The organism is Citrobacter sp. C1, from assembly GCF_014596895.2.
In the GTDB taxonomy this organism is placed as follows: Bacteria; Pseudomonadota; Gammaproteobacteria; order Enterobacterales; family Enterobacteriaceae; genus Citrobacter; species Citrobacter gillenii.
The window spans coordinates 4,915,002-4,938,264 of record NZ_CP115035.1 but is presented as its reverse complement, the minus strand read 5'-3'; the positions used below and the strand labels follow the sequence as shown (position 1 = coordinate 4,938,264).

General features: G+C 54.6%; 23 protein-coding genes. 17 read left to right on the top strand and 6 right to left on the bottom strand.

Annotation, left to right across the window (positions count from 1 at the left end; translation table 11 throughout):
• Positions 1-81: 81 nt before the first annotated feature.
• Entirely contained in the window at positions 82-402 is a 321-nt protein-coding gene (gene cyaY / locus IB214_RS23605) for an iron donor protein CyaY (protein ID WP_096758930.1), read from the bottom strand.
• Between the two features lie 139 nt (positions 403-541).
• On the opposite strand from cyaY, the gene IB214_RS23600 reads away from it, so the two are divergent.
• From IB214_RS23600 to corA, 8 genes are all read left to right on the top strand, one after another.
• Positions 542-745: a lipoprotein gene (locus IB214_RS23600; RefSeq protein ID WP_115259844.1), complete on the top strand. Its 204-nt coding sequence runs from the start codon at positions 542-544 to the stop codon at positions 743-745.
• 36 nt (positions 746-781) lie between these two features.
• Positions 782-1,606 (top strand): diaminopimelate epimerase, encoded by an 825-nt coding sequence (gene dapF, locus IB214_RS23595; RefSeq protein ID WP_003017933.1) that lies wholly within the window; start codon positions 782-784, stop codon positions 1,604-1,606.
• Positions 1,603-2,310, top strand: a complete 708-nt coding sequence (locus IB214_RS23590) for a DUF484 domain-containing protein (protein ID WP_115259843.1) — start codon at positions 1,603-1,605, stop codon at positions 2,308-2,310. The genes dapF and IB214_RS23590 overlap by 4 nt, the downstream gene beginning before the upstream one ends.
• The gene (gene xerC, locus IB214_RS23585; protein WP_115259842.1) at positions 2,307-3,209 is read left to right on the top strand and encodes a tyrosine recombinase XerC; all 903 of its coding nucleotides are present in this window, start codon (positions 2,307-2,309) and stop codon (positions 3,207-3,209) included. The genes IB214_RS23590 and xerC overlap by 4 nt, the downstream gene beginning before the upstream one ends.
• Complete coding sequence (gene yigB / locus IB214_RS23580; protein ID WP_117343796.1) at positions 3,209-3,925, top strand: 5-amino-6-(5-phospho-D-ribitylamino)uracil phosphatase YigB; 717 nt, start codon at positions 3,209-3,211, stop codon at positions 3,923-3,925. The genes xerC and yigB overlap by 1 nt, the downstream gene beginning before the upstream one ends.
• Before the next feature lie 64 nt (positions 3,926-3,989).
• Positions 3,990-6,152, top strand: coding sequence for a DNA helicase II (uvrD, locus tag IB214_RS23575; RefSeq protein ID WP_096758924.1), 2,163 nt, complete (start codon positions 3,990-3,992; stop codon positions 6,150-6,152).
• A gap of 247 nt (positions 6,153-6,399) precedes the next feature.
• Entirely contained in the window at positions 6,400-6,456 is a 57-nt protein-coding gene (gene ysgD / locus IB214_RS23570) for a YsgD/CorL family protein (protein WP_212723238.1), read from the top strand.
• Positions 6,457-6,610: 154 nt separating this feature from the next.
• Positions 6,611-7,561, top strand: a complete 951-nt coding sequence (corA, locus tag IB214_RS23565; protein WP_096758923.1) for a magnesium/cobalt transporter CorA — start codon at positions 6,611-6,613, stop codon at positions 7,559-7,561.
• A 117-nt stretch (positions 7,562-7,678) separates the two neighbouring features.
• Here the strand turns inward: corA and rarD are convergent, their stop codons facing one another.
• Both rarD and yigI read right to left on the bottom strand, forming a co-directional pair.
• Positions 7,679-8,575 (bottom strand): EamA family transporter RarD, encoded by an 897-nt coding sequence (gene rarD / locus IB214_RS23560; protein ID WP_117343797.1) that lies wholly within the window; start codon positions 8,573-8,575, stop codon positions 7,679-7,681.
• 51 nt (positions 8,576-8,626) lie between these two features.
• Positions 8,627-9,094 (bottom strand): acyl-CoA thioesterase YigI, encoded by a 468-nt coding sequence (yigI, locus tag IB214_RS23555; protein ID WP_005133301.1) that lies wholly within the window; start codon positions 9,092-9,094, stop codon positions 8,627-8,629.
• 165 nt (positions 9,095-9,259) lie between these two features.
• On the opposite strand from yigI, the gene pldA reads away from it, so the two are divergent.
• From pldA to rhtC, 3 genes are all read left to right on the top strand, one after another.
• Positions 9,260-10,129 carry a phospholipase A gene (gene pldA / locus IB214_RS23550; protein ID WP_096758921.1) on the top strand — a complete coding sequence of 290 codons (870 nt, stop codon included), beginning with the start codon at positions 9,260-9,262 and terminating at the stop codon, positions 10,127-10,129.
• Between the two features lie 88 nt (positions 10,130-10,217).
• Positions 10,218-12,047 (top strand): ATP-dependent DNA helicase RecQ, encoded by a 1,830-nt coding sequence (gene recQ / locus IB214_RS23545; RefSeq protein WP_115259840.1) that lies wholly within the window; start codon positions 10,218-10,220, stop codon positions 12,045-12,047.
• Between the two features lie 63 nt (positions 12,048-12,110).
• The gene (rhtC, locus tag IB214_RS23540; RefSeq protein WP_096758919.1) at positions 12,111-12,731 is read left to right on the top strand and encodes a threonine export protein RhtC; all 621 of its coding nucleotides are present in this window, start codon (positions 12,111-12,113) and stop codon (positions 12,729-12,731) included.
• Between the two features lie 45 nt (positions 12,732-12,776).
• On the opposite strand, the gene rhtB is transcribed toward rhtC, so the two are convergent.
• Positions 12,777-13,397, bottom strand: coding sequence for a homoserine/homoserine lactone efflux protein (gene rhtB / locus IB214_RS23535; RefSeq protein WP_096758918.1), 621 nt, complete (start codon positions 13,395-13,397; stop codon positions 12,777-12,779).
• A gap of 110 nt (positions 13,398-13,507) precedes the next feature.
• On the opposite strand from rhtB, the gene pldB reads away from it, so the two are divergent.
• The 3 genes from pldB to IB214_RS23520 all read left to right on the top strand — a co-directional run bounded on the left by pldB (position 13,508) and on the right by IB214_RS23520 (position 16,319).
• Positions 13,508-14,524 (top strand): lysophospholipase L2, encoded by a 1,017-nt coding sequence (gene pldB / locus IB214_RS23530; RefSeq protein WP_096758917.1) that lies wholly within the window; start codon positions 13,508-13,510, stop codon positions 14,522-14,524.
• A 14-nt stretch (positions 14,525-14,538) separates the two neighbouring features.
• The gene (gene yigL / locus IB214_RS23525; protein ID WP_096758916.1) at positions 14,539-15,339 is read left to right on the top strand and encodes a sugar/pyridoxal phosphate phosphatase YigL; all 801 of its coding nucleotides are present in this window, start codon (positions 14,539-14,541) and stop codon (positions 15,337-15,339) included.
• 80 nt (positions 15,340-15,419) lie between these two features.
• Positions 15,420-16,319: a carboxylate/amino acid/amine transporter gene (locus IB214_RS23520; protein ID WP_117343798.1), complete on the top strand. Its 900-nt coding sequence runs from the start codon at positions 15,420-15,422 to the stop codon at positions 16,317-16,319.
• On the opposite strand, the gene metR is transcribed toward IB214_RS23520, so the two are convergent.
• On the bottom strand, positions 16,222-17,160 hold the full coding sequence (metR, locus tag IB214_RS23515; RefSeq protein ID WP_115259837.1) for an HTH-type transcriptional regulator MetR: 939 nt from the start codon (positions 17,158-17,160) through the stop codon (positions 16,222-16,224). The two genes, IB214_RS23520 and metR, sit on opposite strands and share 98 nt — an antisense overlap.
• Before the next feature lie 235 nt (positions 17,161-17,395).
• Here metR and metE point away from each other — a divergent pair, with 235 nt between their 5' ends.
• Positions 17,396-19,657 carry a 5-methyltetrahydropteroyltriglutamate--homocysteine S-methyltransferase gene (gene metE, locus IB214_RS23510; RefSeq protein ID WP_117343799.1) on the top strand — a complete coding sequence of 754 codons (2,262 nt, stop codon included), beginning with the start codon at positions 17,396-17,398 and terminating at the stop codon, positions 19,655-19,657.
• A gap of 103 nt (positions 19,658-19,760) precedes the next feature.
• On the opposite strand, the gene IB214_RS23505 is transcribed toward metE, so the two are convergent.
• Positions 19,761-20,570: a dienelactone hydrolase family protein gene (locus tag IB214_RS23505; RefSeq protein ID WP_115259835.1), complete on the bottom strand. Its 810-nt coding sequence runs from the start codon at positions 20,568-20,570 to the stop codon at positions 19,761-19,763.
• A 265-nt stretch (positions 20,571-20,835) separates the two neighbouring features.
• Here IB214_RS23505 and udp point away from each other — a divergent pair, with 265 nt between their 5' ends.
• Entirely contained in the window at positions 20,836-21,597 is a 762-nt protein-coding gene (gene udp / locus IB214_RS23500; protein WP_003828923.1) for a uridine phosphorylase, read from the top strand.
• A 141-nt stretch (positions 21,598-21,738) separates the two neighbouring features.
• Positions 21,739-23,169, top strand: coding sequence for a DNA recombination protein RmuC (gene rmuC / locus IB214_RS23495; protein WP_115259834.1), 1,431 nt, complete (start codon positions 21,739-21,741; stop codon positions 23,167-23,169).
• The last annotated feature ends 94 nt before the right edge of the window (positions 23,170-23,263 follow it).

Sequence of the window (23,263 nt, the reverse complement as noted above, 5' to 3'; positions counted from 1 at the left end):
GGCGGTGTAAACACCTTATCCGGCCTACAATTGACGCGAAACGGGTAGGCCGGATAAGCAAAGCGCATCCGGCACAAAACCTCAACGGAAGCTCACGGCTTCTCCCGCCTGTTGCGTTGCAGCCTGCTCCAGCAGATCCCAGAAGCGTTCACCGCTACGGTCGCAAATCCATTCGTCACCTTTCAAGTTAAAATGGTAGCCACCCTGTTTGGTCGCCAGCCACACCTGATGCAGCGGCTCCTGACGGTTAATAATAATCTTGCTGCCGTTTTCAAAGCTGATGGTCAGCACGCCGCCGTTGATCTCGCAGTCGATATCGCTGTCGCCGTCCCAGTCGTCCAGACGCTCTTCAATGGTCATCCACAGGGTGTCGGCAAGGCGGTGAAATTCACTGTCGTTCATTGGTGTTTTTCCGTTTTTTCATGATGGCGAGAGTATAACCTGAAAGAATTCACGTTGCAGTTTTAGCCAAACTCTTGCTTTTACGTCTTCTCCTGCGATGATAGAAAACAGAAAGTATGAACTTTACGGGCAATCCATAATGAAAAACGTGTTTCAGGCACTCGCTGTACTTCTTACTCTGTTCAGCCTGACGGGCTGTGGTCTGAAAGGTCCACTCTATTTCCCGCCAGCAGATAAAACCGCGCCGCCACCGACGAAGCCAGTTGAAACGCAATCGCAGTCCACAGTGCCCGATCGAAACGATCGAGCAACGGGAGATGGGCCTTCCCAGGTAAACTACTAAAGCGAAGTCTCTGTACCCGCGTGAACGGAGTGAACGATGCAATTCTCTAAAATGCATGGCCTTGGCAACGATTTTATGGTCGTCGACGCGGTAACGCAGAATGTCTTTTTTTCACCTGAGCTGATCCGCCGCCTGGCCGACAGGCATCTTGGTGTGGGATTTGATCAGCTGCTGGTGGTTGAGCCTCCGTATGATCCGGAGCTGGATTTCCATTACCGTATCTTTAATGCTGACGGTAGCGAAGTGTCGCAGTGCGGTAACGGTGCCCGTTGTTTTGCGCGTTTTGTACGCCTGAAAGGGCTGACCAATAAACGTGATATCCGCGTCAGTACGGCGAATGGCCGCATGGTATTAACTGTGACGGACGATGAGCTGGTGCGGGTCAATATGGGCGAGCCCAATTTTGAACCCTCGCAAGTGCCTTTTCGCGCCAATAAAGCAGAGAAGACCTATATTATGCGGGCGGCCGAGCAGACAGTATTGTGCGGCGTGGTATCAATGGGGAATCCACACTGCGTCATTCAGGTTGATGATGTGGATACGGCCACGGTGGAAACGCTGGGACCGGTTCTGGAAAGCCATGAACGCTTTCCTGAGCGCGCCAATATTGGATTTATGCAAGTGGTGAAACGCGAGCACATCCGGCTGCGCGTCTATGAACGTGGGGCGGGTGAAACGCAGGCCTGCGGCAGCGGAGCGTGCGCTGCTGTCGCTGTCGGTATTCAGCAGGGCCTGCTGGCAGAAGAAGTGCGCGTGGAACTACCGGGCGGTCGCCTTGATATCGCCTGGAAAGGCCCGGGTCATCCGTTGTATATGACTGGCCCGGCGGCACATGTCTACGACGGATTTATTCATCTATGAAGCAACCAGGGGAAGAACTACAGGAAACGCTCATGGAACTTGACGATCGGGCGGTCGTCGAATATCTACAACGTCACCCTGAGTTTTTTATCCGTAATGCGCAAGCGGTTGAAGCGATGCGCGTCCCGCACCCGGTGCGGGGTACGATCTCTTTAGTTGAATGGCATATGGCTCGAGCGCGTAATCACATCAACGTGCTTGAAGAGAACATGACGCTATTGATGGAACAGGCTAACGCCAACGAAAGTCTGTTTTATCGCCTGTTAAATCTGCAAGGACGGCTGGCGGCGGCCAGCAGCCTCGACGATATGCTGATGCGATTTCATCGCTGGGCACGTGAGCTGGGGCTGGCTGGCGCGACGGTTCGTCTGTTCCCGGATCGCTGGCGGCTTGGCGCCCCTTCAAAGTTTACCCATCTGGCATTAAGTCGTCAGGCCTTCGAGCCGCTGCGTATTCAGCGTCTCGGGCAGTCACAGCACTATCTGGGTCCGCTCAATGGCCCGGAACTGCTGGTGATGATGCCGGAGGCGAAAGCGATTGGTTCGGTAGCCATGTCGATGTTGGGGCAAGATGGTTCCCTTGGCGTCATGCTGTTCAGCAGCCGTGATGTTAATCATTACCAGCAAGGGCAAGGCACGCAGCTATTGCAGGAAATCTCGCTGATGTTGCCGGAACTGCTGGAGCGCTGGATTGAACGCGTATGACCGACTCACCGCTTTCTCAGGACGTTGCACGCTTCTTACGCTATCTGGGCGTGGAGCGTCAGCTTAGTCCCATCACGTTACTCAATTATCGGCGTCAGCTGGATGCCATCATCGCGATAGCCGAAGAAACCGGCCTGCAAAGCTGGCAACAATGTGATGCTGCAAGGGTGCGCAGCGTTGCTGTGCGCAGTCGCCGCAACGGTCTGGGACCGGCGAGCCTGGCATTGCGCCTCTCCGCCTTACGCAGTTTCTTCGACTGGCTGGTGAATCAGGGTGAGCTGAAAGCCAACCCGGCAAAAGGTATTTCTGCGCCGAAGGCACCGCGGCATCTGCCGAAAAATATTGATGTGGATGACGTTAACCGACTGCTGGATATCGATCTCAACGATCCCCTCGCCGTGCGCGACCGGGCTATGCTGGAGGTGATGTACGGCGCGGGACTGCGTTTGTCGGAACTGGTTGGCCTGGATATTAAACATCTCGATCTCGACACCGGCGAAGTGTGGGTGATGGGTAAAGGCAGCAAAGAGCGCCGCCTGCCAATTGGCCGCAATGCGGTGGCTTGGATTGAACACTGGCTGGATCTGCGCGGGCTTTTCGGCAGTGACGAAGACGCGCTTTTTCTGTCAAAACTGGGCAAACGTATCTCCGCGCGTAACGTGCAGAAACGTTTTGCCGAATGGGGTATCAAGCAGGGGCTGAATAGCCATGTGCATCCCCATAAACTGCGCCACTCGTTTGCGACGCATATGCTGGAGTCGAGCGGCGACCTGCGCGGGGTACAAGAGCTGTTGGGACACGCCAACCTCTCTACCACGCAAATCTATACCCATCTTGATTTTCAACACCTGGCTTCAGTGTACGATGCGGCGCATCCGCGCGCCAAACGGGGGAAATAATGCGTTTTTACCGGCCTTTGGGGCGTATTTCTGCGCTCACCTTTGACCTTGATGACACCCTTTACGATAACCGTCCCGTTATCACGCGCACCGAGCAGGAAGCGCTCGCGTTTGTGCAAAATTATCACCCGGCGTTGAGCTCCTTACAAAATACCGACCTGCAGCGCCTGCGCCAGGCTGTGCGCGACGCCGAGCCGGATATTTACCATGACGTCACCCAATGGCGTCATCGTGCCGTAGAGCGCGCTATGCTGGAGGCTGGCCTGTCGGCGGCAGAGGCGAAAATGGGGGCGAACGCGGCGATGATGAACTTCGCCAAATGGCGCAGCCGCATCGACGTCCCGCAATCTACGCATGACACGTTGAAGGTACTGGCCCGCAAGTGGCCGCTGGTGGCGATCACCAACGGTAACGCGCAGCCGGAGCTGTTTGGTCTGGGCGAATATTTTGAGTTTGTGCTGCGTGCCGGCCCCGATGGGCGATCAAAACCGTTCAGCGACATGTATTTGCTGGCGGCGGAAAAACTGAATATGTCCATGGGTGAGATCCTGCACGTCGGTGACGACCTGACGACAGATGTCGCCGGGGCCATCCGCTGTGGCATGCAGGCCTGCTGGATCAAGCCGGAAAATGCCGACCTGATGCAAACCGCTGACAGCCGTTTACTGCCGCATATCGAAATTTCACAGTTGGCATCTCTGACCTCGCTGATATAATCATCAACAACTCTGTATAAATTCCCAGGGGTCCGGCTGGGCCCTGTTGATTCCGGCGGTGCCAATGGACGTTTCTTACCTGCTCGATAGCCTCAATGACGAACAGCGCCAGGCTGTGGCTGCGCCACGCAGCAACATGCTGGTTCTGGCAGGCGCGGGGAGTGGTAAAACGCGCGTGCTGGTACACCGCATCGCCTGGTTACTGACGGTTGAAAACAACTCGCCATACTCGATTATGGCCGTGACCTTTACCAACAAAGCGGCGGCAGAAATGCGCCACCGTATTGGTCAGATCATGGGAACCAGCCAGGGTGGTATGTGGGTCGGTACCTTCCACGGACTGGCACACCGCCTGCTGCGTGCGCACCATATGGATGCCAACCTGCCGCAGGATTTCCAGATCCTCGACAGCGAAGACCAGCTGCGCCTGCTGAAGCGTCTGATCAAAGCGATGAACCTCGATGAGAAGCAGTGGCCAGCGCGCCAGGCAATGTGGTTTATCAACAGCCAGAAAGACGAAGGGCTGCGCCCGCACCATTTGCAGAGCTACGGCAATCCGGTCGAGCAAACCTGGCAGAAGGTTTACCAGGCCTACCAGGAAGCGTGCGATCGCGCCGGGCTGGTGGATTTCGCCGAGCTGCTGCTGCGCGCGCATGAACTGTGGCTCAACAAACCGCACATTCTGCAGCACTACCGCGAACGTTTTACCAACATCCTGGTGGACGAATTCCAGGATACGAACAATATCCAGTACGCCTGGATCCGCCTGCTGGCGGGTGACACCGGCAAGGTGATGATCGTCGGCGATGATGATCAGTCAATCTACGGTTGGCGCGGGGCGCAGGTGGAAAACATCCAGCGCTTCCTCAACGACTTCCCCGGTGCCGAAACTATTCGTCTGGAGCAGAACTACCGCTCGACCAATAATATCCTTAGCGCGGCTAACGCCCTGATTGAAAACAATAACGGGCGTTTGGGCAAAAAGCTGTGGACCGAGGGCGTCGACGGTGAGCCGATCTCACTCTATTGCGCGTTCAACGAACTCGATGAAGCGCGTTTTGTGGTTAACCGCATCAAAGCCTGGCAGGACAATGGCGGTCAGTTGACACAGTGCGCCATTCTTTATCGCAGCAACGCCCAGTCGCGCGTGCTGGAAGAAGCGCTGTTGCAGGCTAGTATGCCGTACCGTATTTACGGTGGAATGCGCTTCTTCGAGCGTCAGGAAATCAAAGACGCGCTCTCTTACCTGCGTCTGATAGCTAATCGTAACGACGACGCCGCGTTCGAGCGTGTGGTGAATACCCCCACGCGCGGTATCGGCGATCGTACGCTGGACGTGGTGCGGCAGACCTCGCGCGACCGCCAGCTGACAATGTGGCAGGCGTGTCGTGAACTGCTGCAGGAAAAAGCCCTGGCCGGGCGTGCCGCCAGTGCACTACAGCGCTTTATGGAACTTATCGACGCACTGGCGCAGGAAACCGCCGATATGCCGCTGCACGTGCAGACCGACCGGGTAATAAAAGACTCCGGCCTGCGCATGATGTACGAGCAGGAAAAAGGTGAGAAGGGCCAGACGCGTATCGAAAACTTAGAGGAACTGGTGACGGCAACGCGCCAGTTCAGCTACAACGAAGAAGACGAAGACTTGATGCCGCTACAGGCGTTCCTCTCCCACGCAGCGCTGGAAGCGGGCGAAGGGCAGGCGGATACCTGGCAGGATGCGGTCCAGCTAATGACCTTGCACTCGGCCAAAGGTCTGGAGTTCCCGCAGGTGTTTATCGTCGGAATGGAAGAGGGCATGTTCCCCAGCCAGATGTCACTCGATGAAGGCGGGCGCCTCGAAGAGGAACGCCGCCTGGCCTATGTGGGTGTTACCCGTGCGATGCAGAAACTGACGTTGACCTACGCCGAAACGCGTCGCCTGTACGGCAAAGAGGTTTACCACCGTCCATCCCGGTTTATTGGTGAATTACCAGAGACCTGCGTGGAAGAGGTTCGCCTGCGCGCCACGGTCAGCCGTCCGGTAAGTCATCAACGGATGGGTACGCCGATGGCGGAGAACGACACCGGCTATAAGCTCGGTCAGCGTGTGCGTCACGCCAAATTTGGCGAGGGCACCATCGTCAACCTGGAAGGTAGCGGTGAACACAGTCGTTTGCAGGTCGCGTTCCAGGGGCAGGGGATCAAATGGCTGGTTGCCGCCTACGCCAGACTAGAAACCGTTTGATCGCCTGATGGCGCTACGCTTATCAGGCATGCATGTCGCTTAATATTATGATTTGTAGGCCGGATAAGGCGAAGCCACCATCCGGCAATCTTTCGGTTAATATTCTGAAATCATAGATAAATCCCCCCGTTCTGCTAACCTTGCAGCATGAGGGGAAATTATTACTTTTTCGCCATCTGTTGCGTGTTGACGTCAAAATTTTGCTGGCGTAACATGCGCGCACGATTACGCTAAGAGGACATTCGCCTTGGACACACCCAGTAGATACTGGCTCATTATCCTGTCATCCAGGATCAACTCCTAAGGCTATCCCTTTTTGCTGATAGCCTTCGCGGTTGTCAGCGACCTTCTGTTTTTTCTCGTCGCGCCGAGTCAGGCTGTTTAATGGTCTGAAACCCAATTTGTTTCTGTGTGCCCACCGAACTGTCCGATAATTTTTTGCATTGGGAGTCCCGGTCATGCTGAGCGCATTTCAACTGGAAAACAATCGTTTAATACGTCTTGAGGCGGATGAAATTGATCATCTCGCCAGTTCGGTTTGGGTCGATTTAGTCGAGCCGGATGACGATGAACGAAACCGTGTGCAAAAGGACTTGGGCCAGAACCTGGCTACGCGCCCTGAACTGGAAGACATCGAAGCATCCGCACGTTTTTTTGAAGACGAAGACGGCCTGCACATCCACTCCTTCTTCTTCTATGAAGATGCCGACGATCATGCGGGCAACTCAACCGTGGCATTCACCATTCGCGAAGGTCGTCTGTTTACCCTGCGCGAGCGCGAACTGCCGGCGTTTCGCCTGTACCGTATGCGTGCGCGCAGCCAGTCAATGGTCGACGGCAACGCTTACGAGTTGCTACTCGATCTGTTCGAAACGAAAATTGAACAGCTGGCGGATGAAATAGAGAATATCTACAGCGATCTGGAAAAACTCAGCCGCGTGATTATGGAAGGGCGTCAGGGCGATGAATATGACGAAGCGCTCTCCACGCTGGCGGAACTGGAAGATATCGGCTGGAAAGTTCGTCTGTGTCTGATGGATACCCAGCGCGCATTAAACTTCCTGGTGCGTAAGGCGCGACTGCCGGGCGGTCAGCTGGAGCAGGCGCGCGAGATCCTGCGCGATATCGAATCCCTGCTGCCGCACAATGAATCCCTGTTCCAGAAGGTTAACTTCCTGATGCAGGCGGCGATGGGCTTTATCAACATCGAACAGAACCGCATCATCAAGATCTTCTCGGTGGTTTCCGTCGTGTTCCTGCCGCCGACGCTGGTGGCATCCAGCTACGGCATGAACTTTGAGTTCATGCCGGAACTGCACTGGAGCTTCGGTTATCCCGGAGCGATTGTCTTTATGATGCTCGCGGGCCTGGCGCCGTATTTGTACTTTAAGCGCAAGAACTGGCTGTAGCAGAGAATTATTAACGCTCCCGTAGGCCTGATAAGCGCAGCGCCATCAGGCAGAAAGATGCCGGATGGCGACGTAACCGTCTTATCCGGCCTACAAAATCAGTGCCATCAGGCGCAATCACAGCCCCCTTCGCGTTCTGCGTAGGGTATAAATCGCATCCATCACGAATATCGCCAGCGCGACCCAGATAAAGGCGAACGTCACCATCTTATCTGCGCCCGGTACTTCGCCGTAGAATGTTACCGCCAGCAGGAACATCAGCGTCGGCCCGATATACTGGAAAAAGCCCAGCGTGGACAGACGCAGACGGGTCGCTGCACCGGTAAAGCACAGTAGTGGAATGGTGGTCACGACCCCTGCTGCAATCAGCAACAGATTGAGCGACATGGGGTTCTGTCCCATATGGCTGGTTGGTCTGTCGGCAATACCAAACAGATAGATTGCCGCAATTGGTAACAGCCACAAGGTTTCGATCAGCATGCCGGTTTGCGCCTCGACGGCGATCTTCTTACGCACCAGGCCATAAAAAGCAAAGCTGAAGGCCAGTCCCAGCGCAATGATTGGCAGTGATCCAAACGTCCACAACTGTACCAGCACGCCGCAGGCGGCGAGCAGCACGGCCAGCCACTGCATGCGGCGAAAGCGCTCACCGAGGAAAATCATGCCCAATACAATATTCACCAGGGGGTTAATAAAGTAGCCGAGGCTGGCTTCCAGCATATGGTGGTTGTTGACCGCCCAAATGAATAGCAGCCAGTTTCCGCCGATGAGCACCGCGGAAAGCGCCAGCAGGAAAACCTTCTTTGGCGTTTGCAGCAGCGTTTTGATCCCTGACCATTGGCGGCTGATGCTCATCAGCACCACCATAAAGAAAAATGACCAAATCACACGGTGCGTCAGGATCTCGTCTGCGGGGACGTAGTAAATCAACTTGAAATATGCGGGTGCAATGCCCCAAATAAAATAGGCAGCAAGAGCGAGTAATACGCCCTGCCGCGTTTGCTTAGCATCCATCGGGAAAACTCATTTCAGAAATGTAACGGCAGTTTACCTTGTTTCAGGCGCTTACCCCACCATATACGTTGCGGTGGCGCTGGCGATATAAAGCTGCTCTTCGTTATGCAGCTCCACGCGTGCAACGGCAACTTTATTGCCTGCCCGCAGCAAACTGCTGGTAGCTGTGAAGCGATTCCCCCTGCCTGGGCGCAGATAATCGACGCGGAGATCGATGGTTCCCATGCGCGACATCCGCTGGCGCAGCTCGTCCTCGCTGATGGTTTCATGACGGGTCAGCGTACTGCCCACGCACACCAGTCCAGCTGCTACGTCCAATGCTGAGGCAATCACGCCACCATGCAGGATGCTTTGCGCCCAGTTGCCGACCATCATCGGTTGGTTATTAAAGGCCAGTTGGGCAAACTCTTTTTCGTAACGTTCCAGCTCCAGCCCCAGCGCCCGGTTAAACGGCATATGGTAGACAAACATTTCGCCCACTAATTTCAGTGCTTGCTCAGCAGTCAGTACGGCAGACATACAATCCCTAACTCTCGATAGTTAATGAGGTGTTGATATTATGCTTCTTAATTGTTGTTTTCTACTTTGGGACGGGATAACTAACGAAGAGCGCACTAAGTATGTAAAATGCTATCAATAAAATCTTACAATTCATCAATATTTTAGTTCAGGAGAACATGACCGATGCGGGCGATTCTGGGATGGTTACTACCAGCAGTTATGCTGCCGTTGACCGTGTATGCGCAGGAAGCGACAGTGAAAGAGATTCATGATGCACCCGCTGTGCGCGGCAGTATTATTGCCAACATGCTGCAAGAGCATGACAATCCTTTCACGCTTTACCCTTATGACACCAACTACCTCATCTACACCAATACCAGCGACATGAATAAAGAGGCCATCAGCAGCTATAGCTGGTCTGAAAATGCGCGTAAAGATGAGGTGAAGTTTCAGCTGAGCCTGGCGTTTCCGCTGTGGCGCGGGATTTTAGGCCCGAACTCCGTGCTTGGTGGTTCCTATACCCAGAAATCCTGGTGGCAGCTTTCTAATAGCGAAGAATCGGCACCGTTTCGCGAAACTAACTACGAACCACAACTGTTCCTCGGTTTCGCCACCGATTATCGCGTTGCCGGCTGGACGCTACGTGATGTAGAAATGGGATATAACCACGACTCTAACGGTCGTTCCGAACCGACCTCGCGCAGCTGGAACCGCCTGTATACCCGCCTGATGGCAGAAAACGGTAACTGGCTGGTAGAAGTGAAGCCGTGGTACGTCATCGGCAGCACTGACGATAACCCTGATATCACTAAATATATGGGCTACTATCAGCTCAAACTGGGTTACCACCTCGGTGACGCCGTGTTAAGCGCGAAAGGTCAGTACAACTGGAATACCGGCTACGGCGGCGCTGAGTTGGGTGTCAGCTACCCCATCACCAAACATGTTCGTCTTTATACCCAGGTCTACAGTGGTTATGGCGAGTCGCTGATTGACTATAACTTTAATCAGACGCGCGTTGGCGTGGGCGTAATGCTCAACGATATCTTCTGATCGGCATTGAGAGTATTTTAATCATTGCAGTTTCTCTCTCAGGCGCTGAAAATAGCGCCTGTTTTTATTTAAGGTTAACGGGGTTAATGTGGCGCAGGCGGAAGTGTTGAATCTGGAAATGGGCGCTAAACAGGTTTTGCAGGAAACCTTTGGCTACCAACAGTTTCGCCCTGGTCAGGAAGAAATCATCGACACCGTGCTCTCTGGCCGCGACTGCCTGGTCGTTATGCCAACCGGTGGTGGTAAATCCCTGTGTTATCAAATTCCCGCATTATTGCTGAACGGCCTCACCGTTGTTGTCTCGCCGCTGATTTCCCTGATGAAAGACCAGGTCGATCAGCTGCTGGCAAACGGTGTAGCGGCGGCGTGTCTGAACTCCACCCAGAGCCGTGAACAGCAGCAAGAGGTGATGGCAGGCTGCCGTAGCGGGCAAATCCGCCTGCTGTACATTGCGCCCGAGCGCCTGATGCTGGATAACTTCCTTGATAATCTGGCGCACTGGAACCCGGTACTGCTGGCGGTAGATGAAGCGCACTGTATTTCCCAGTGGGGGCATGATTTCCGCCCGGAATATGCCGCGCTGGGTCAGCTGCGTCAGCGTTTCCCTGCACTGCCGTTTGTGGCGCTCACGGCCACCGCTGATGACACCACCCGGCTGGATATTGTGCGTCTGCTCGGGCTTAACGATCCCCTCATTCAGATCAGCAGCTTTGACCGTCCCAATATCCGCTACATGCTAATGGAGAAGTTTAAGCCGCTCGATCAGCTGATGCGCTACGTGCAGGAACAACGCGGAAAGTCCGGCATTATTTACTGTAACAGCCGCGCGAAGGTTGAAGACACCGCGGCGCGTCTGCAAAGCCGTGGGATCAGCGCCGGAGCCTATCATGCCGGGTTGGACAACAACGTGCGCGCCGACGTGCAGGAGAAATTCCAGCGCGACGACCTGCAAATCGTTGTCGCGACCGTGGCGTTTGGCATGGGAATTAACAAACCCAACGTGCGCTTCGTGGTGCATTTTGATATCCCGCGTAATATCGAGTCCTACTATCAGGAAACCGGGCGTGCCGGGCGTGATGGCCTGCCCGCAGAAGCGATGCTGTTTTACGATCCGGCCGATATGGCGTGGCTCCGCCGTTGTCTCGAAGAGAAACCCGCCGGACAGCTGCTGGATATCGAGCGTCACAAGCTCAATGCGATGGGGGCCTTTGCCGAGGCGCAAACCTGTCGCCGTCTGGTGCTGTTGAACTATTTTGGCGAAGGGCGTCAGGAGCCGTGCGGCAACTGCGATATTTGTCTCGATCCGCCAAAACAGTACGACGGCTTAATGGATGCGCGTAAAGCGCTGTCGACGATCTACCGCGTTAACCAACGTTTTGGTATGGGCTATGTCGTCGAGGTTCTGCGCGGGGCGAATAACCAGCGCATTCGTGAGATGGCGCATGACAAGCTGCCGGTCTACGGTATTGGTCGTGAACAGAGCCACGAACATTGGGTGAGCGTCATTCGCCAGCTGATTCACCTCGGACTGGTGACGCAGAATATTGCCCACCACTCCGCGTTGCAGTTAACCGAAGCTGCGCGTCCGGTACTGCGCGGCGTTGTGCCGCTACAGCTTGCCGTGCCGCGTATTGTGGCGCTTAAACCACGCGCAATGCAGAAATCCTTTGGCGGTAACTACGATCGTAAGCTGTTTGCCAAACTGCGTAAGCTGCGTAAAGCCATTGCCGATGAAGAGAATATCCCGCCGTATGTGGTCTTTAACGACGCCACGCTGATTGAAATGGCCGAGCAAATGCCGGTGTCACCGAGCGAAATGCTGAGCGTCAACGGCGTGGGAATGCGTAAACTTGAGCGTTTTGGCAAAGAGTTTATGGCACTTATCCGCGCACATGTTGATGGTGACGACGAAGAGTAGTCAGCCAGGCAAAAAAGTGCCAGGATGGTGACTCTCTGAACTATTTCCCCGCGAGTCATTTTTATGTTAACGCTATTTTTTACTGTTGCGTTGGTACACATCGTAGCGCTGATGAGTCCTGGCCCCGATTTTTTCTTTGTTTCGCAAACGGCCGTTAGCCGCTCGCGCAAAGAGGCGATGATGGGTGTGCTGGGTATTACCTGCGGCGTCATGGTCTGGGCGGGCGTGGCACTGCTCGGTCTGCATCTGATCATCGAAAAAATGGCCTGGCTGCACACTATTATTATGGTCGGCGGTGGTCTGTATCTGTGCTGGATGGGGTATCAGATGCTGCGCGGCGCGTTTAAAAAACAGGACGTTGCGGCACCCGCGCCGCAGGTTGAGCTGGCGCAGAGCGGACGCAGTTTTTTAAAAGGTCTGCTGACCAACCTGGCGAATCCCAAAGCCATTATCTATTTTGGCTCCGTCTTTTCGCTGTTTGTCGGCGACAACGTCGGTACCGCTGCCCGTTGGGGTATTTTCGCGCTGATTATCGTCGAGACGCTGGCGTGGTTTACCGTGGTCGCCAGCCTGTTTGCGCTGCCGAAAATGCGTCGTGGCTATCAGCGTCTGGCGAAGTGGATTGACGGCTTTGCCGGCGCGTTATTCGCGGGCTTCGGCATTCATCTGATTATTTCGCGTTAACTTACCAGTAGGCCGGATAAGCGGTAGCGTCATCCGGCACTGATCTCAGGCATGCCGTGCTGACGCCAGCAGGGCACCTATCAGCATAAACAGCGAACCAAACACTTTGTTCAGCGCCTTCATTTGCTTTGGCCCTTTAATCCAGCCCGCAATGCGGGTAGCCAGCGTCGCATAACCGATCATCACAATAATATCGACCACGATGGTGGTCACGCCCAGCACCACGTACTGCATCAACTGCGGCTCCTGCGGCATGATGAACTGCGGGAACAGGGCGGCGAGAAATACAATGCTCTTTGGGTTGGTCAGGTTGACGAAGACGGCGCGCTTGAACAGGCGACTGCGTGATTGCGTATTGGCGATGGTGTTCAGGTCGATGGCTCCCGCCGCGCGCCATTGCTGAATGCCCAACCAGATAAGATAGGCTGCCCCCGCCCACTTTAGTACCTCAAAGGCGATCACTGACCGTGAGAATAGCGTTCCTAGCCCAACACCGACCAGCACGATATGAATGCCAAGCCCGGTCTGCAAACCGGCAATCGACGCCGCTGCTCCCCGATAACCATGGCTGATGGCGGTTGTCATGGTGTTGATCGCCCCTGAACCTGGCGACAAGCTCAAAACAATGGACGTCAGCAGGTAGGCGAACCACCATTCAAAGGTCATGAGAAACTCCCGACTTGTCTATTTTTATGCCACAATACGCTACTGCCGATGCGTTGTAACAGGCTCGGCAAAAAAAACGATTTTACTTGGTCAACGAGGCTGGATACCCGATGTTTCAGCAGCAAAAAGACTGGGAAACAAGAGAAAACGCGTTTGCCGCTTTTTCCATGGGGCCACTGACAGATTTCTGGCGTCAGCGGGAGGAAGCGGAATTCACTGGCGTAGATAATGTTCCCGTACGCTTTGTTCGCTTTCGTGCAGAAAAAAACGATCGCGTCATCGTCGTTTGTCCCGGGCGCATAGAAAGCTACGTAAAATACGCTGAACTGGCGTATGACCTGTTTTATTCTGGTTTTGACGTCCTCATTATCGACCATCGTGGCCAGGGGCGTTCCGGGCGGATGCTCTCGGATCCGCACCGTGGCCATGTGGATAACTTTAATGACTATGTCGACGATTTGACCGCCTTCTGGCAGCAGGAAGTGCAGCCAGGTCCATGGAGAAAACGCTATATACTGGCGCATTCCATGGGAGGCGCTATTGCCACGCTGTTCCTGCAGCGCCACCCTAATCAGTGTGATGCTATTGCCCTCAGCGCCCCGATGTTCGGGATCGTGATGCGCTTTCCTGACTGGATGGTGCGCCATATTCTTGACTGGGCTGAAGGGTATCCGCGCATTCGCGAAGGCTATGCCATGGGGACCGGTCGCTGGCGGGCGTTGCCGTTTGGGATGAATGCGCTCACCCATAGCCGACAGCGCTATCGGCGTAATCTGCGCTTCTATGCTGATGATCCGCAGTTGCGCGTAGGCGGCCCGACCTATCATTGGGTGCGTGAAGGCATTCTGGCGGGTGAGCAGGTGTTGGCCGGGGCCGGAGATGATGCGACCCCGACGTTGCTTATTCAGGCTGAAGAAGAGCGTGTGGTGGATAACCGCATGCACTATCGTTTTTGTGAACTCCGCGCTGCAGCGGGCCATCCTGTAGAAGGAGGTCAACCGCTGGTCATAAAAGGCGCCTACCATGAGATCCTTTTTGAAAAGGACGCAATGCGCTCAGTCGCGCTCAACGCCATTGTTGAATTTTTCGACAGGCATAACTCATCCAGCGGACACCGCTTTGCTTAGAGGTTTAATTTTTTATGTATCAGGTAGTTGCATCTGATTTAGACGGTACGCTGCTTTCCCCCGACCATACCCTGTCCCCGTATGCCAAAGAGACGCTGAAACTGCTGACGGCTCGTGGTGTGAATTTTGTGTTTGCGACCGGCCGTCATCATATTGATGTAGGGCAAATTCGCGACAATCTCGGCATTAAGTCCTACATGATCACCTCCAACGGTGCGCGCGTACATGATACTGACGGGAATCTTGTGTTCTCGCATAACCTGGATCGCGACATTGCCAGCGATCTGTTTGGTGTGGTGAATGCGAACCCGGATATCGTGACCAACGTGTATCGCGACGATGAGTGGTTTATGAACCGCCATCGCCCGGATGAAATGCGTTTCTTTAAAGAAGCGGTGTTTAACTACTCACTGTTTGAACCTGCGCTGCTGGAGCCGGAAGGCGTCAGTAAAGTGTTTTTCACCACCGACTCTCACGAAATCCTGCTGCCGCTGGAGCAGGCTATTAACGCCCGTTGGGGTGATCGTGTGAACGTCAGTTTCTCCACGCTGACCTGTCTGGAAGTGATGGCGGGTGGCGTATCAAAAGGCCATGCGCTGGAAGCGGTGGCAAAAGCGATGGGCTTCAGCCTGAAAGACTGTATCGCCTTTGGTGACGGCATGAACGACGCCGAAATGCTATCGATGGCGGGAAAAGGCTGCATTATGGGTAATGCGCATCAGCGCCTGAAGGATCTGCACCCGGAGCTGGACGTGATCGGGCTTAATGCCGACGATGCCGTGCCGCATTATCTGCGAGAACTGTTTTTACAATAACGGAACCGCTCATTAGTTAGTCAGTTGTCAACCGTGAACTTCGCTACAATGGGTGTATCTTTTGTTCAGAGACATCTATTGTGGCGCTACTCATCATTACCACTATTCTGTGGGCCTTTTCCTTTAGCCTGTTTGGCGAGTACCTTGCCGGTCATGTCGATAGCTATTTTGCCGTGCTGGTGCGGGTCGGACTGGCTGCGCTGGTGTTCCTGCCATTCCTGCGTACCCGCGGCCACAGCGTAAAAACGATTGGTCTGTACATGCTGGTGGGTGCCATGCAGCTTGGCATCATGTATATGCTGAGTTTCCGTGCTTATTTGTACCTGACGGTTTCCGAGCTGCTGTTATTTACCGTCCTGACACCGCTCTATATCACACTGATTTATGACCTGATGAGCCGACGCCGTTTACGCTGGAGCTACGCGTTTAGCGCACTGCTGGCGGTGATTGGGGCGGGGATCATTCGTTACGATCAGGTGACCAGTCATTTCTGGACCGGTCTGCTGCTGGTACAGCTTTCTAACATCAGCTTTGCCATCGGCATGGTGGGCTATAAGCGTCTGATGGAAACCCGTCCCATGCCGCAGCACAACGCCTTTGCCTGGTTTTATATGGGGGCATTACTGGTGGCGGTCGTTGCCTGGCTTATAGTAGGGAATGCGCAAAAAATGCCTGAAACTTCGCTGCAGTGGGGGATTCTGGTGTTCCTTGGCGTGGCAGCATCGGGCATCGGTTACTTTATGTGGAACTACGGCGCGACGCAGGTAGATGCAGGCACACTGGGTATCATGAACAATATGCATGTGCCTGCGGGGCTGTTGGTTAATCTGGCCATCTGGCACCAGCAGCCTCACTGGCCAAGCTTCATCATTGGTGCGGTTGTTATAGTGGCCTCACTGTGGGTGCATCGAAAGTGGGTCGCTCCGCACTCCGCACAAACGGTAGGTGATCGCAGGCGTGATTCCGCGCTGAGCGAATAAATGCTTCCGTGACCGGCTGACGCTGCTCGCCATCGCGCACAGCGGCGTACAGTCGGCTCCATAATCCATCACCCAGGGTTTTGGTCACTACCAGGCCCTGGCGTTCAAAACTCTCCACTACCCAGTGCGGCAGCGCTGCAATACCCATTCTGGCGGCGACCATCTGGATCAGCAGCAGGGTGTTATCCACGCTCTTCAGCGACGGGCTAACGCCAGCAGGCTGCAGGAAATGCCGCCAGACATCCAGTCGGCTGCGCTGTACAGGATAAATCAACAGGGTTTCGCTGGCTAAATCTTCCGGCGTTACCTGCGTTTTGCTGGCCAGTGGGTGATCGGGCGCCAGTATCAGACGGACTTCAAAATCAAACATCGGTGAATAGTGCAGGCCGCTGCGCGGCAGAATGTCGGATGTCATCACCAGGTCCAGCTCATCCTGCTGCAGGGCTGGTTGCGGATCGAAAGTCACGCCGGATTTAAAATCCATCTCTACCTGTGGCCAGTTAGCACGGAAATTCTCCAGCGCGGGGGTCAGCCACTGAATACAGCTGTGACATTCAATGGCGATGCGCAGCCGGGTTTGCTGCGGTTCGTTGCATGCCTGAAGCGCGCGACCGATTTGTGGCAACACCTGATTGGCCAACTGCAACAAAATTTCACCCTGTGGCGTAAAACGTAGCGGCTGGCTTTTACGCACAAATAGCCGAAAGCCGAGGCGTTGTTCCAGATCGCTGAACTGGTGAGACAGGGCGGATTGGGTCTGATGCAACGTCGCTGCTGCGCCTGCCAGCGACCCACTGTTCCGCAACGCCTGTAGCGTTTTCAGATGCTTAATCTCGATCATGAAAGTCCTTCACTTCGGCATGAATAAATTGCGCTTGAGGAATATACAGTAACCGCCAATTATGGATGTGTAAACATCTGGACGGCTAAAATCCTTCGTCTTTTAAATTTATGGTGCGTTGGCTTCGTTTCCCCACCCCAGTCACTTACTTCAGTAAGCTCCTGGGGATGAGCAAACTTGCCGCCTTCCCTAAATTCAAAATCCATAGGATTTACATATAATTAGAGGAAGAAAAATGACAATATTGAATCACACCCTCGGTTTCCCTCGCGTTGGCCTGCGTCGCGAGTTGAAAAAAGCGCAAGAAAGCTACTGGGCGGGTAACGCCTCTCGTGAAGAATTGCTGGCAACGGGTCGCGAACTGCGCGCTCGTCACTGGGATCAACAAAAGCAAGCTGGCGTTGACCTGCTGCCAGTGGGCGATTTTGCCTGGTACGATCATGTGCTGACCACCAGTTTGCTGCTGGGTAACGTTCCGGCCCGTCATCAGAACAATGATGGCTCTGTCGATATCGACACCTTATTCCGCATTGGCCGTGGTCGCGCACCGACCGGTGAACCGGCGGCAGCGGCGGAAATGACCAAATGGTTTAATACCAACTATCACTACATGGTGCCTGAATTTACCAAAGGTCAGCAGTTCAAACTGACCTGGACTCAACTGCTGGATGAAGTGGACGAAGCGCTGGCGCTGGGCCACAAAGTGAAGCCCGTCCTGCTGGGTCCGGTCACCTACCTGTGGCTGGGGAAAGTGAAGGGTGAGCAGTTTGATCGCCTGAGTCTGCTGAACGACATCCTGCCGGTTTACCAGCAGGTGCTGGCTGAGCTGGCGAAACGCGGTGTTGAGTGGGTACAGATTGATGAACCTGCGCTGGTGCTGGAGTTGCCCCAGGAATGGCTGAACGCCTTTAAACCGGCGTACGATGCGCTGACCGGGCAGGTGAAGCTGCTACTGACTACCTATTTCGAAGGCGTGACGCCGAATCTGGATACCATCACCGCGCTGCCGGTACAGGGTCTGCACGTGGATCTGGTTCATGGTAAAGATGACGTAGCCGAGTTGCACTCGCGTTTGCCCGCTAACTGGCTGCTCTCCGCAGGCCTGATTAACGGCCGTAACGTCTGGCGCGCCGATCTGACCGAGAAATATGCACAGATTAAAGACATTGTCGGCAAACGTCCGCTTTGGGTGGCCTCTTCTTGTTCTCTTCTGCATAGCCCAATTGATCTGAGCGTCGAAACCCGCCTTGATGCCGAAGTGAAAAGCTGGTTTGCCTTCGCCCTGCAAAAGTGCGGTGAACTGGCGCTGCTGCGTGATGCGCTGAACAGCGGCGATACCGCAGCGTTGGTTGAGTGGAGTGCGCCAATTCAGGCGCGTCGTCAGTCAACCCGCGTCCACAATGCGGCAGTCGAAAAACGTCTGGCGGCAATCACCGCGCAGGACAGTCAACGTTCTCACGCTTACCCGGTACGTGCCGAAGCTCAGCGTGCGCGCTTTAACCTGCCAGCGTGGCCGACCACGACGATCGGATCTTTCCCGCAAACCACGGAAATCCGCGGCCTGCGTCTGGATTTTAAAAAGGGTAACCTGGATGCGGGCAACTACCGTACCGGTATCGCCGAGCATATCAAACAGGCGATCGCTGAGCAGGAACGTTTAGGCCTGGACGTACTGGTACACGGCGAAGCTGAGCGTAACGACATGGTTGAATACTTTGGCGAGCATCTGGACGGCTTTGTCTTTACTCAGAATGGTTGGGTACAGAGCTACGGCTCCCGCTGCGTGAAGCCGCCGGTAGTGATTGGTGACGTGAGTCGTCCGGAAGCGATTACCGTTGAGTGGGCAAAATACGCCCAGTCGCTGACTGACAAACCGGTCAAAGGCATGCTGACAGGCCCGGTGACCATTCTTTGCTGGTCATTCCCGCGCGAAGATGTGACCCGCGAAACCATCGCTAAGCAGATTGCGCTGGCACTGCGTGACGAAGTCGCCGATCTGGAAGCCGCCGGTATTGGCATCATCCAGATTGATGAACCGGCGCTGCGTGAAGGTCTGCCGCTGCGTCGTAGCGACTGGGCGGCGTATCTGGAATGGGGTGTCGAGGCCTTCCGCATCAACGCCGCAGTGGCGAAGGACGAAACGCAGATCCATACCCACATGTGTTACTGCGAGTTCAACGACATCATGGATTCCATCGCTGCGCTTGATGCCGACGTGATCACCATTGAAACCTCGCGTTCCGACATGGAGCTACTGGAGTCGTTCGAAGAGTTCGACTACCCGAACGAAATCGGGCCGGGCGTGTACGACATTCACTCGCCAAATGTGCCAAGCGTGGAATGGATTGAAGCCCTGCTGAAGAAAGCGGAACAGCGTATCCCGGCTGAGCGTCTGTGGGTGAACCCGGACTGTGGGCTGAAGACGCGTGGCTGGCCGGAAACCCGCGCAGCGCTGGCGAACATGGTGAAAGCGGCGCAGAACCTGCGTCAGGCTTAATTAGGTGCCCGATCGCCGGGGGCGTTAACGCTTACCCGGCCAACAGGAACGTGCAAGTCGTTGTAAGCCCGGTAAGGCGTAGCCGCCACCGGGCGATTAACATTTATTTCTTCCCACCATATTGCGCAAACCACGCCAGCATTCTTTGCCAGCCGTCATTGGCGGACTCTTCGTGATAGCTCGGGCGATAATCCGCGTTAAAAGCATGCCCGGCATCGGGATACACCACGATTTCTGCTTTGGCATTCGCCGCGCGCAATGCCTGACGCATGGTTTCCACGCTTTCCTGCGAAATACTGGTGTCCTGCGCGCCATAAAGCCCCAACACGGGGGCGTTAAGATCGGTAGCGATATCGACAGGATGCCTGGGCGAGTTCAGCGTTTTGTCGCCGACCAGTTTGCCATACCATGCCACTGCCGCTTTTAACTGCGGGTTGTGTGCGGCATACAGCCAGGTGATGCGTCCACCCCAGCAAAAACCAGTGATCATCAGTCGGTGTGCGTCACCACCGTTGCGTGAGGCCCAACTGGCGACGTGGTCCAGATCGGCCAGAACCTGAGAGTCCGGGACTTTGGCCACCAGGCCGCTTAACAGCGTTGAAATATCGGCAAAATCATTCGGATCGCCCTCGCGAAAGTAAAGCTCTGGAGCGACAGCCAGATACCCTTCCAGCGCCAGGCGGCGACAAATATCACGGATGTGTTCATGAACGCCAAAAATTTCCTGCACGACGATAACAACCGGTAGCGGACCTTCGCTGTGCTTCGGGCGTGCATGATACGCAGGCATATCATCGCCTTGAGACGGAATCGACGTTATTCCCGCGATGATTTCGTTATCCGGGGTGTGAACCGCCGTTGCTGCGGGTGGGGATACTGCAGGTGCAAAGCCAGATTGTCGTGTTGTTGCCATGGTATTCTCCGTACCCTTAAGTATTTAGCCAAATAGCGCATCATTAACTATAGACGCGTGCAACGAACCACATTGCCTTAAACGGTCTATCTTTTGTGCAAGGCTTGCCTGTATCGAACAGTTAATGTGATGTTCATCACTATTTGACGGTAATGAAATGCAATTGATTTACATCAAAGTGATAGCTGTCACGAAAATATGTTTATGCCTTCGGTAAAGTGTGTTTTTGCTTCTTCTGACAAAACCGATTCACAGAGGAGTTTTTATGTCTAAGTCTGATGTTTTTCATCTCGGCCTCACCAAGAACGATTTACAAGGGGCTACGCTTGCTATCGTCCCTGGCGACCCTGAGCGTGTGGAAAAGATCGCCGCGCTGATGGACAAGCCGGTTAAGCTGGCATCTCATCGCGAGTTCACTACCTGGCGTGCTGAGCTGGATGGTAAAGCTGTGATTGTCTGCTCTACCGGTATCGGCGGTCCGTCGACCTCTATCGCCGTAGAAGAACTGGCGCAACTGGGCATTCGTACCTTCCTGCGTATCGGTACGACCGGCGCTATTCAGCCGCATATCAACGTGGGCGACGTGCTGGTTACCACCGCGTCTGTCCGTCTGGACGGGGCGAGCCTGCACTTTGCACCGATGGAATTTCCGGCTGTTGCCGATTTCGAATGCACCACCGCGCTGGTGGAAGCCGCGAAATCTATTGGCGCGACTACCCACGTCGGCGTGACCGCCTCTTCAGATACCTTCTACCCAGGCCAGGAGCGTTATGACACCTTCTCTGGTCGCGTGGTGAGCCGTTTCAAAGGCTCGATGGAAGAGTGGCAGTCCATGGGCGTCATGAACTACGAAATGGAATCCGCTACGCTGCTGACCATGTGTGCAAGCCAGGGTCTGCGTGCCGGTATGGTTGCGGGTGTTATCGTTAACCGTACTCAGCAAGAAATCCCGAATGCTGAAACCATGAAGCAAACGGAAAGCCACGCGGTGAAAATCGTGGTAGAGGCTGCACGTCGCCTGCTGTAATTTTCTCTCCTTTCTGAAAAGGCCGACATGTTCGGCCTTTTTATTTTGCGCAGTACCTCGCAGGAAATTCCTTTTAAACTGGACGTTTATACAGCACAATTCTATTTTGTGCGGGTAAGTCGTTGCTGTAAGGGGGGCGTAGTGGATATTTCGATAATGATAAGTGCCGTCGTGGCGTTAGCTGCAGGGCTGCTTGTGGGCTGGCTGGCGACCAAAGCGCGTGCCGACCAAATCCGCGCGGATCTTATCGAAGAACGGCGTGAACTGGATATTGCGCTAAGCGCCGCACGTCAACAGCTGGCGCAGGAAGCCCACTGGCGCGACGAGTGCGAGCTACTCAACAACGAACTTCGCAGCCTGCAGAGTATTAACACCTCTCTGGAAGCCGATCTCCGGGAAGTCACCACGCGACTCGACGCGACGCAACAGCATGCGGAAGATAAAATCCGCCAGATGATCAACAGCGAACAGCGTCTGAGCGAACAGTTCGAAAACCTGGCAAACCGTATTTTTGAACACAGCAATCGTCGCGTTGATGAGCAAAATCGCCAAAGCCTGAATAGCTTGCTTACACCATTACGTGAACAGCTGGACGGTTTTCGCCGCCAGGTGCAGGATAGCTTTGGCAAAGAGGCGCAAGAGCGTCATACCCTGGCGCACGAAATTCGTAACCTCCAGCAACTGAACGCGCAGATGGCGCAAGAAGCGGTTAACCTGACACGGGCGCTGAAAGGCGATAACAAAACCCAGGGCAACTGGGGAGAAGTCGTACTCACGCGGGTACTGGAGGCGTCCGGTCTGCGCGAAGGCTATGAATATGAAACTCAGGTCAGCATAGAAAATGACGCACGATCGCGGATGCAGCCGGATGTTATTGTCCGATTGCCGCAGGGCAAAGACGTGGTGATCGATGCGAAAATGACGCTGGTGGCCTATGAACGCTACTTTAATGCAGAGGATGACTACACCCGCGAAAGTGCGTTACAGGAACATATCGCCTCCGTGCGTAACCATATTCGTCTGCTGGGCCGCAAAGACTACCAGCAGTTGCCGGGATTACGTACGCTTGATTATGTGCTGATGTTTATCCCGGTTGAGCCCGCTTTTCTGCTGGCGCTGGACAGGCAGCCCGAACTGATTACAGAAGCACTCAGAAATAATATTATGCTGGTAAGCCCGACCACGTTGTTGGTGGCATTGCGCACCATTGCTAATCTGTGGCGGTATGAGCATCAAAGTCGTAATGCGCAGCAGATCGCGGACCGGGCCAGCAAGCTTTATGACAAAATGCGGCTGTTTGTCGATGATATGTCAGCAATAGGTCAGAGCCTGGACAAGGCACAAGATAACTATCGGCAGGCGATGAAAAAATTGTCTTCAGGGCGTGGAAACGTTCTGGCTCAGGCAGAAGCGTTTCGTGGATTGGGTGTAGAAATTAAGCGTGAGATTAATCCTGAACTGGCTGAACAAGCCACGAGCCAGGATGAAGAGTTTCGTTTACGTTCGGTCCCCGAGGCGCAACAAGACGAGACTTACCCCGATGGAGAGGCGGTAAATCAGCAATCAAACTAGCCCGTTTGGGTTAGTTGAACCCGGTAGAAGGGTAGGGCAAATTGGCCCAATCTGTTACACTTCTCGAACATTTTTTGGATGAGCAGGCACTGAG

What these genes read in the sequence shown, in the direction of transcription:
- cyaY (WP_096758930.1), bottom strand. Translation starts at nt 402, where the DNA reads ATGAACGACAGTGAATTTCACCGCCTTGCCGACACCCTGTGGATGACC.
- IB214_RS23600 (WP_115259844.1), top strand. Translation starts at nt 542, where the DNA reads ATGAAAAACGTGTTTCAGGCACTCGCTGTACTTCTTACTCTGTTCAGC.
- dapF (WP_003017933.1), top strand. Translation starts at nt 782, where the DNA reads ATGCAATTCTCTAAAATGCATGGCCTTGGCAACGATTTTATGGTCGTC.
- IB214_RS23590 (WP_115259843.1), top strand. Translation starts at nt 1,603, where the DNA reads ATGAAGCAACCAGGGGAAGAACTACAGGAAACGCTCATGGAACTTGAC.
- xerC (WP_115259842.1), top strand. Translation starts at nt 2,307, where the DNA reads ATGACCGACTCACCGCTTTCTCAGGACGTTGCACGCTTCTTACGCTAT.
- yigB (WP_117343796.1), top strand. Translation starts at nt 3,209, where the DNA reads ATGCGTTTTTACCGGCCTTTGGGGCGTATTTCTGCGCTCACCTTTGAC.
- uvrD (WP_096758924.1), top strand. Translation starts at nt 3,990, where the DNA reads ATGGACGTTTCTTACCTGCTCGATAGCCTCAATGACGAACAGCGCCAG.
- corA (WP_096758923.1), top strand. Translation starts at nt 6,611, where the DNA reads ATGCTGAGCGCATTTCAACTGGAAAACAATCGTTTAATACGTCTTGAG.
- rarD (WP_117343797.1), bottom strand. Translation starts at nt 8,575, where the DNA reads ATGGATGCTAAGCAAACGCGGCAGGGCGTATTACTCGCTCTTGCTGCC.
- yigI (WP_005133301.1), bottom strand. Translation starts at nt 9,094, where the DNA reads ATGTCTGCCGTACTGACTGCTGAGCAAGCACTGAAATTAGTGGGCGAA.
- pldA (WP_096758921.1), top strand. Translation starts at nt 9,260, where the DNA reads ATGCGGGCGATTCTGGGATGGTTACTACCAGCAGTTATGCTGCCGTTG.
- rhtC (WP_096758919.1), top strand. Translation starts at nt 12,111, where the DNA reads ATGTTAACGCTATTTTTTACTGTTGCGTTGGTACACATCGTAGCGCTG.
- rhtB (WP_096758918.1), bottom strand. Translation starts at nt 13,397, where the DNA reads ATGACCTTTGAATGGTGGTTCGCCTACCTGCTGACGTCCATTGTTTTG.
- pldB (WP_096758917.1), top strand. Translation starts at nt 13,508, where the DNA reads ATGTTTCAGCAGCAAAAAGACTGGGAAACAAGAGAAAACGCGTTTGCC.
- yigL (WP_096758916.1), top strand. Translation starts at nt 14,539, where the DNA reads ATGTATCAGGTAGTTGCATCTGATTTAGACGGTACGCTGCTTTCCCCC.
- metR (WP_115259837.1), bottom strand. Translation starts at nt 17,160, where the DNA reads ATGATCGAGATTAAGCATCTGAAAACGCTACAGGCGTTGCGGAACAGT.
- metE (WP_117343799.1), top strand. Translation starts at nt 17,396, where the DNA reads ATGACAATATTGAATCACACCCTCGGTTTCCCTCGCGTTGGCCTGCGT.
- IB214_RS23505 (WP_115259835.1), bottom strand. Translation starts at nt 20,570, where the DNA reads ATGGCAACAACACGACAATCTGGCTTTGCACCTGCAGTATCCCCACCC.
- udp (WP_003828923.1), top strand. Translation starts at nt 20,836, where the DNA reads ATGTCTAAGTCTGATGTTTTTCATCTCGGCCTCACCAAGAACGATTTA.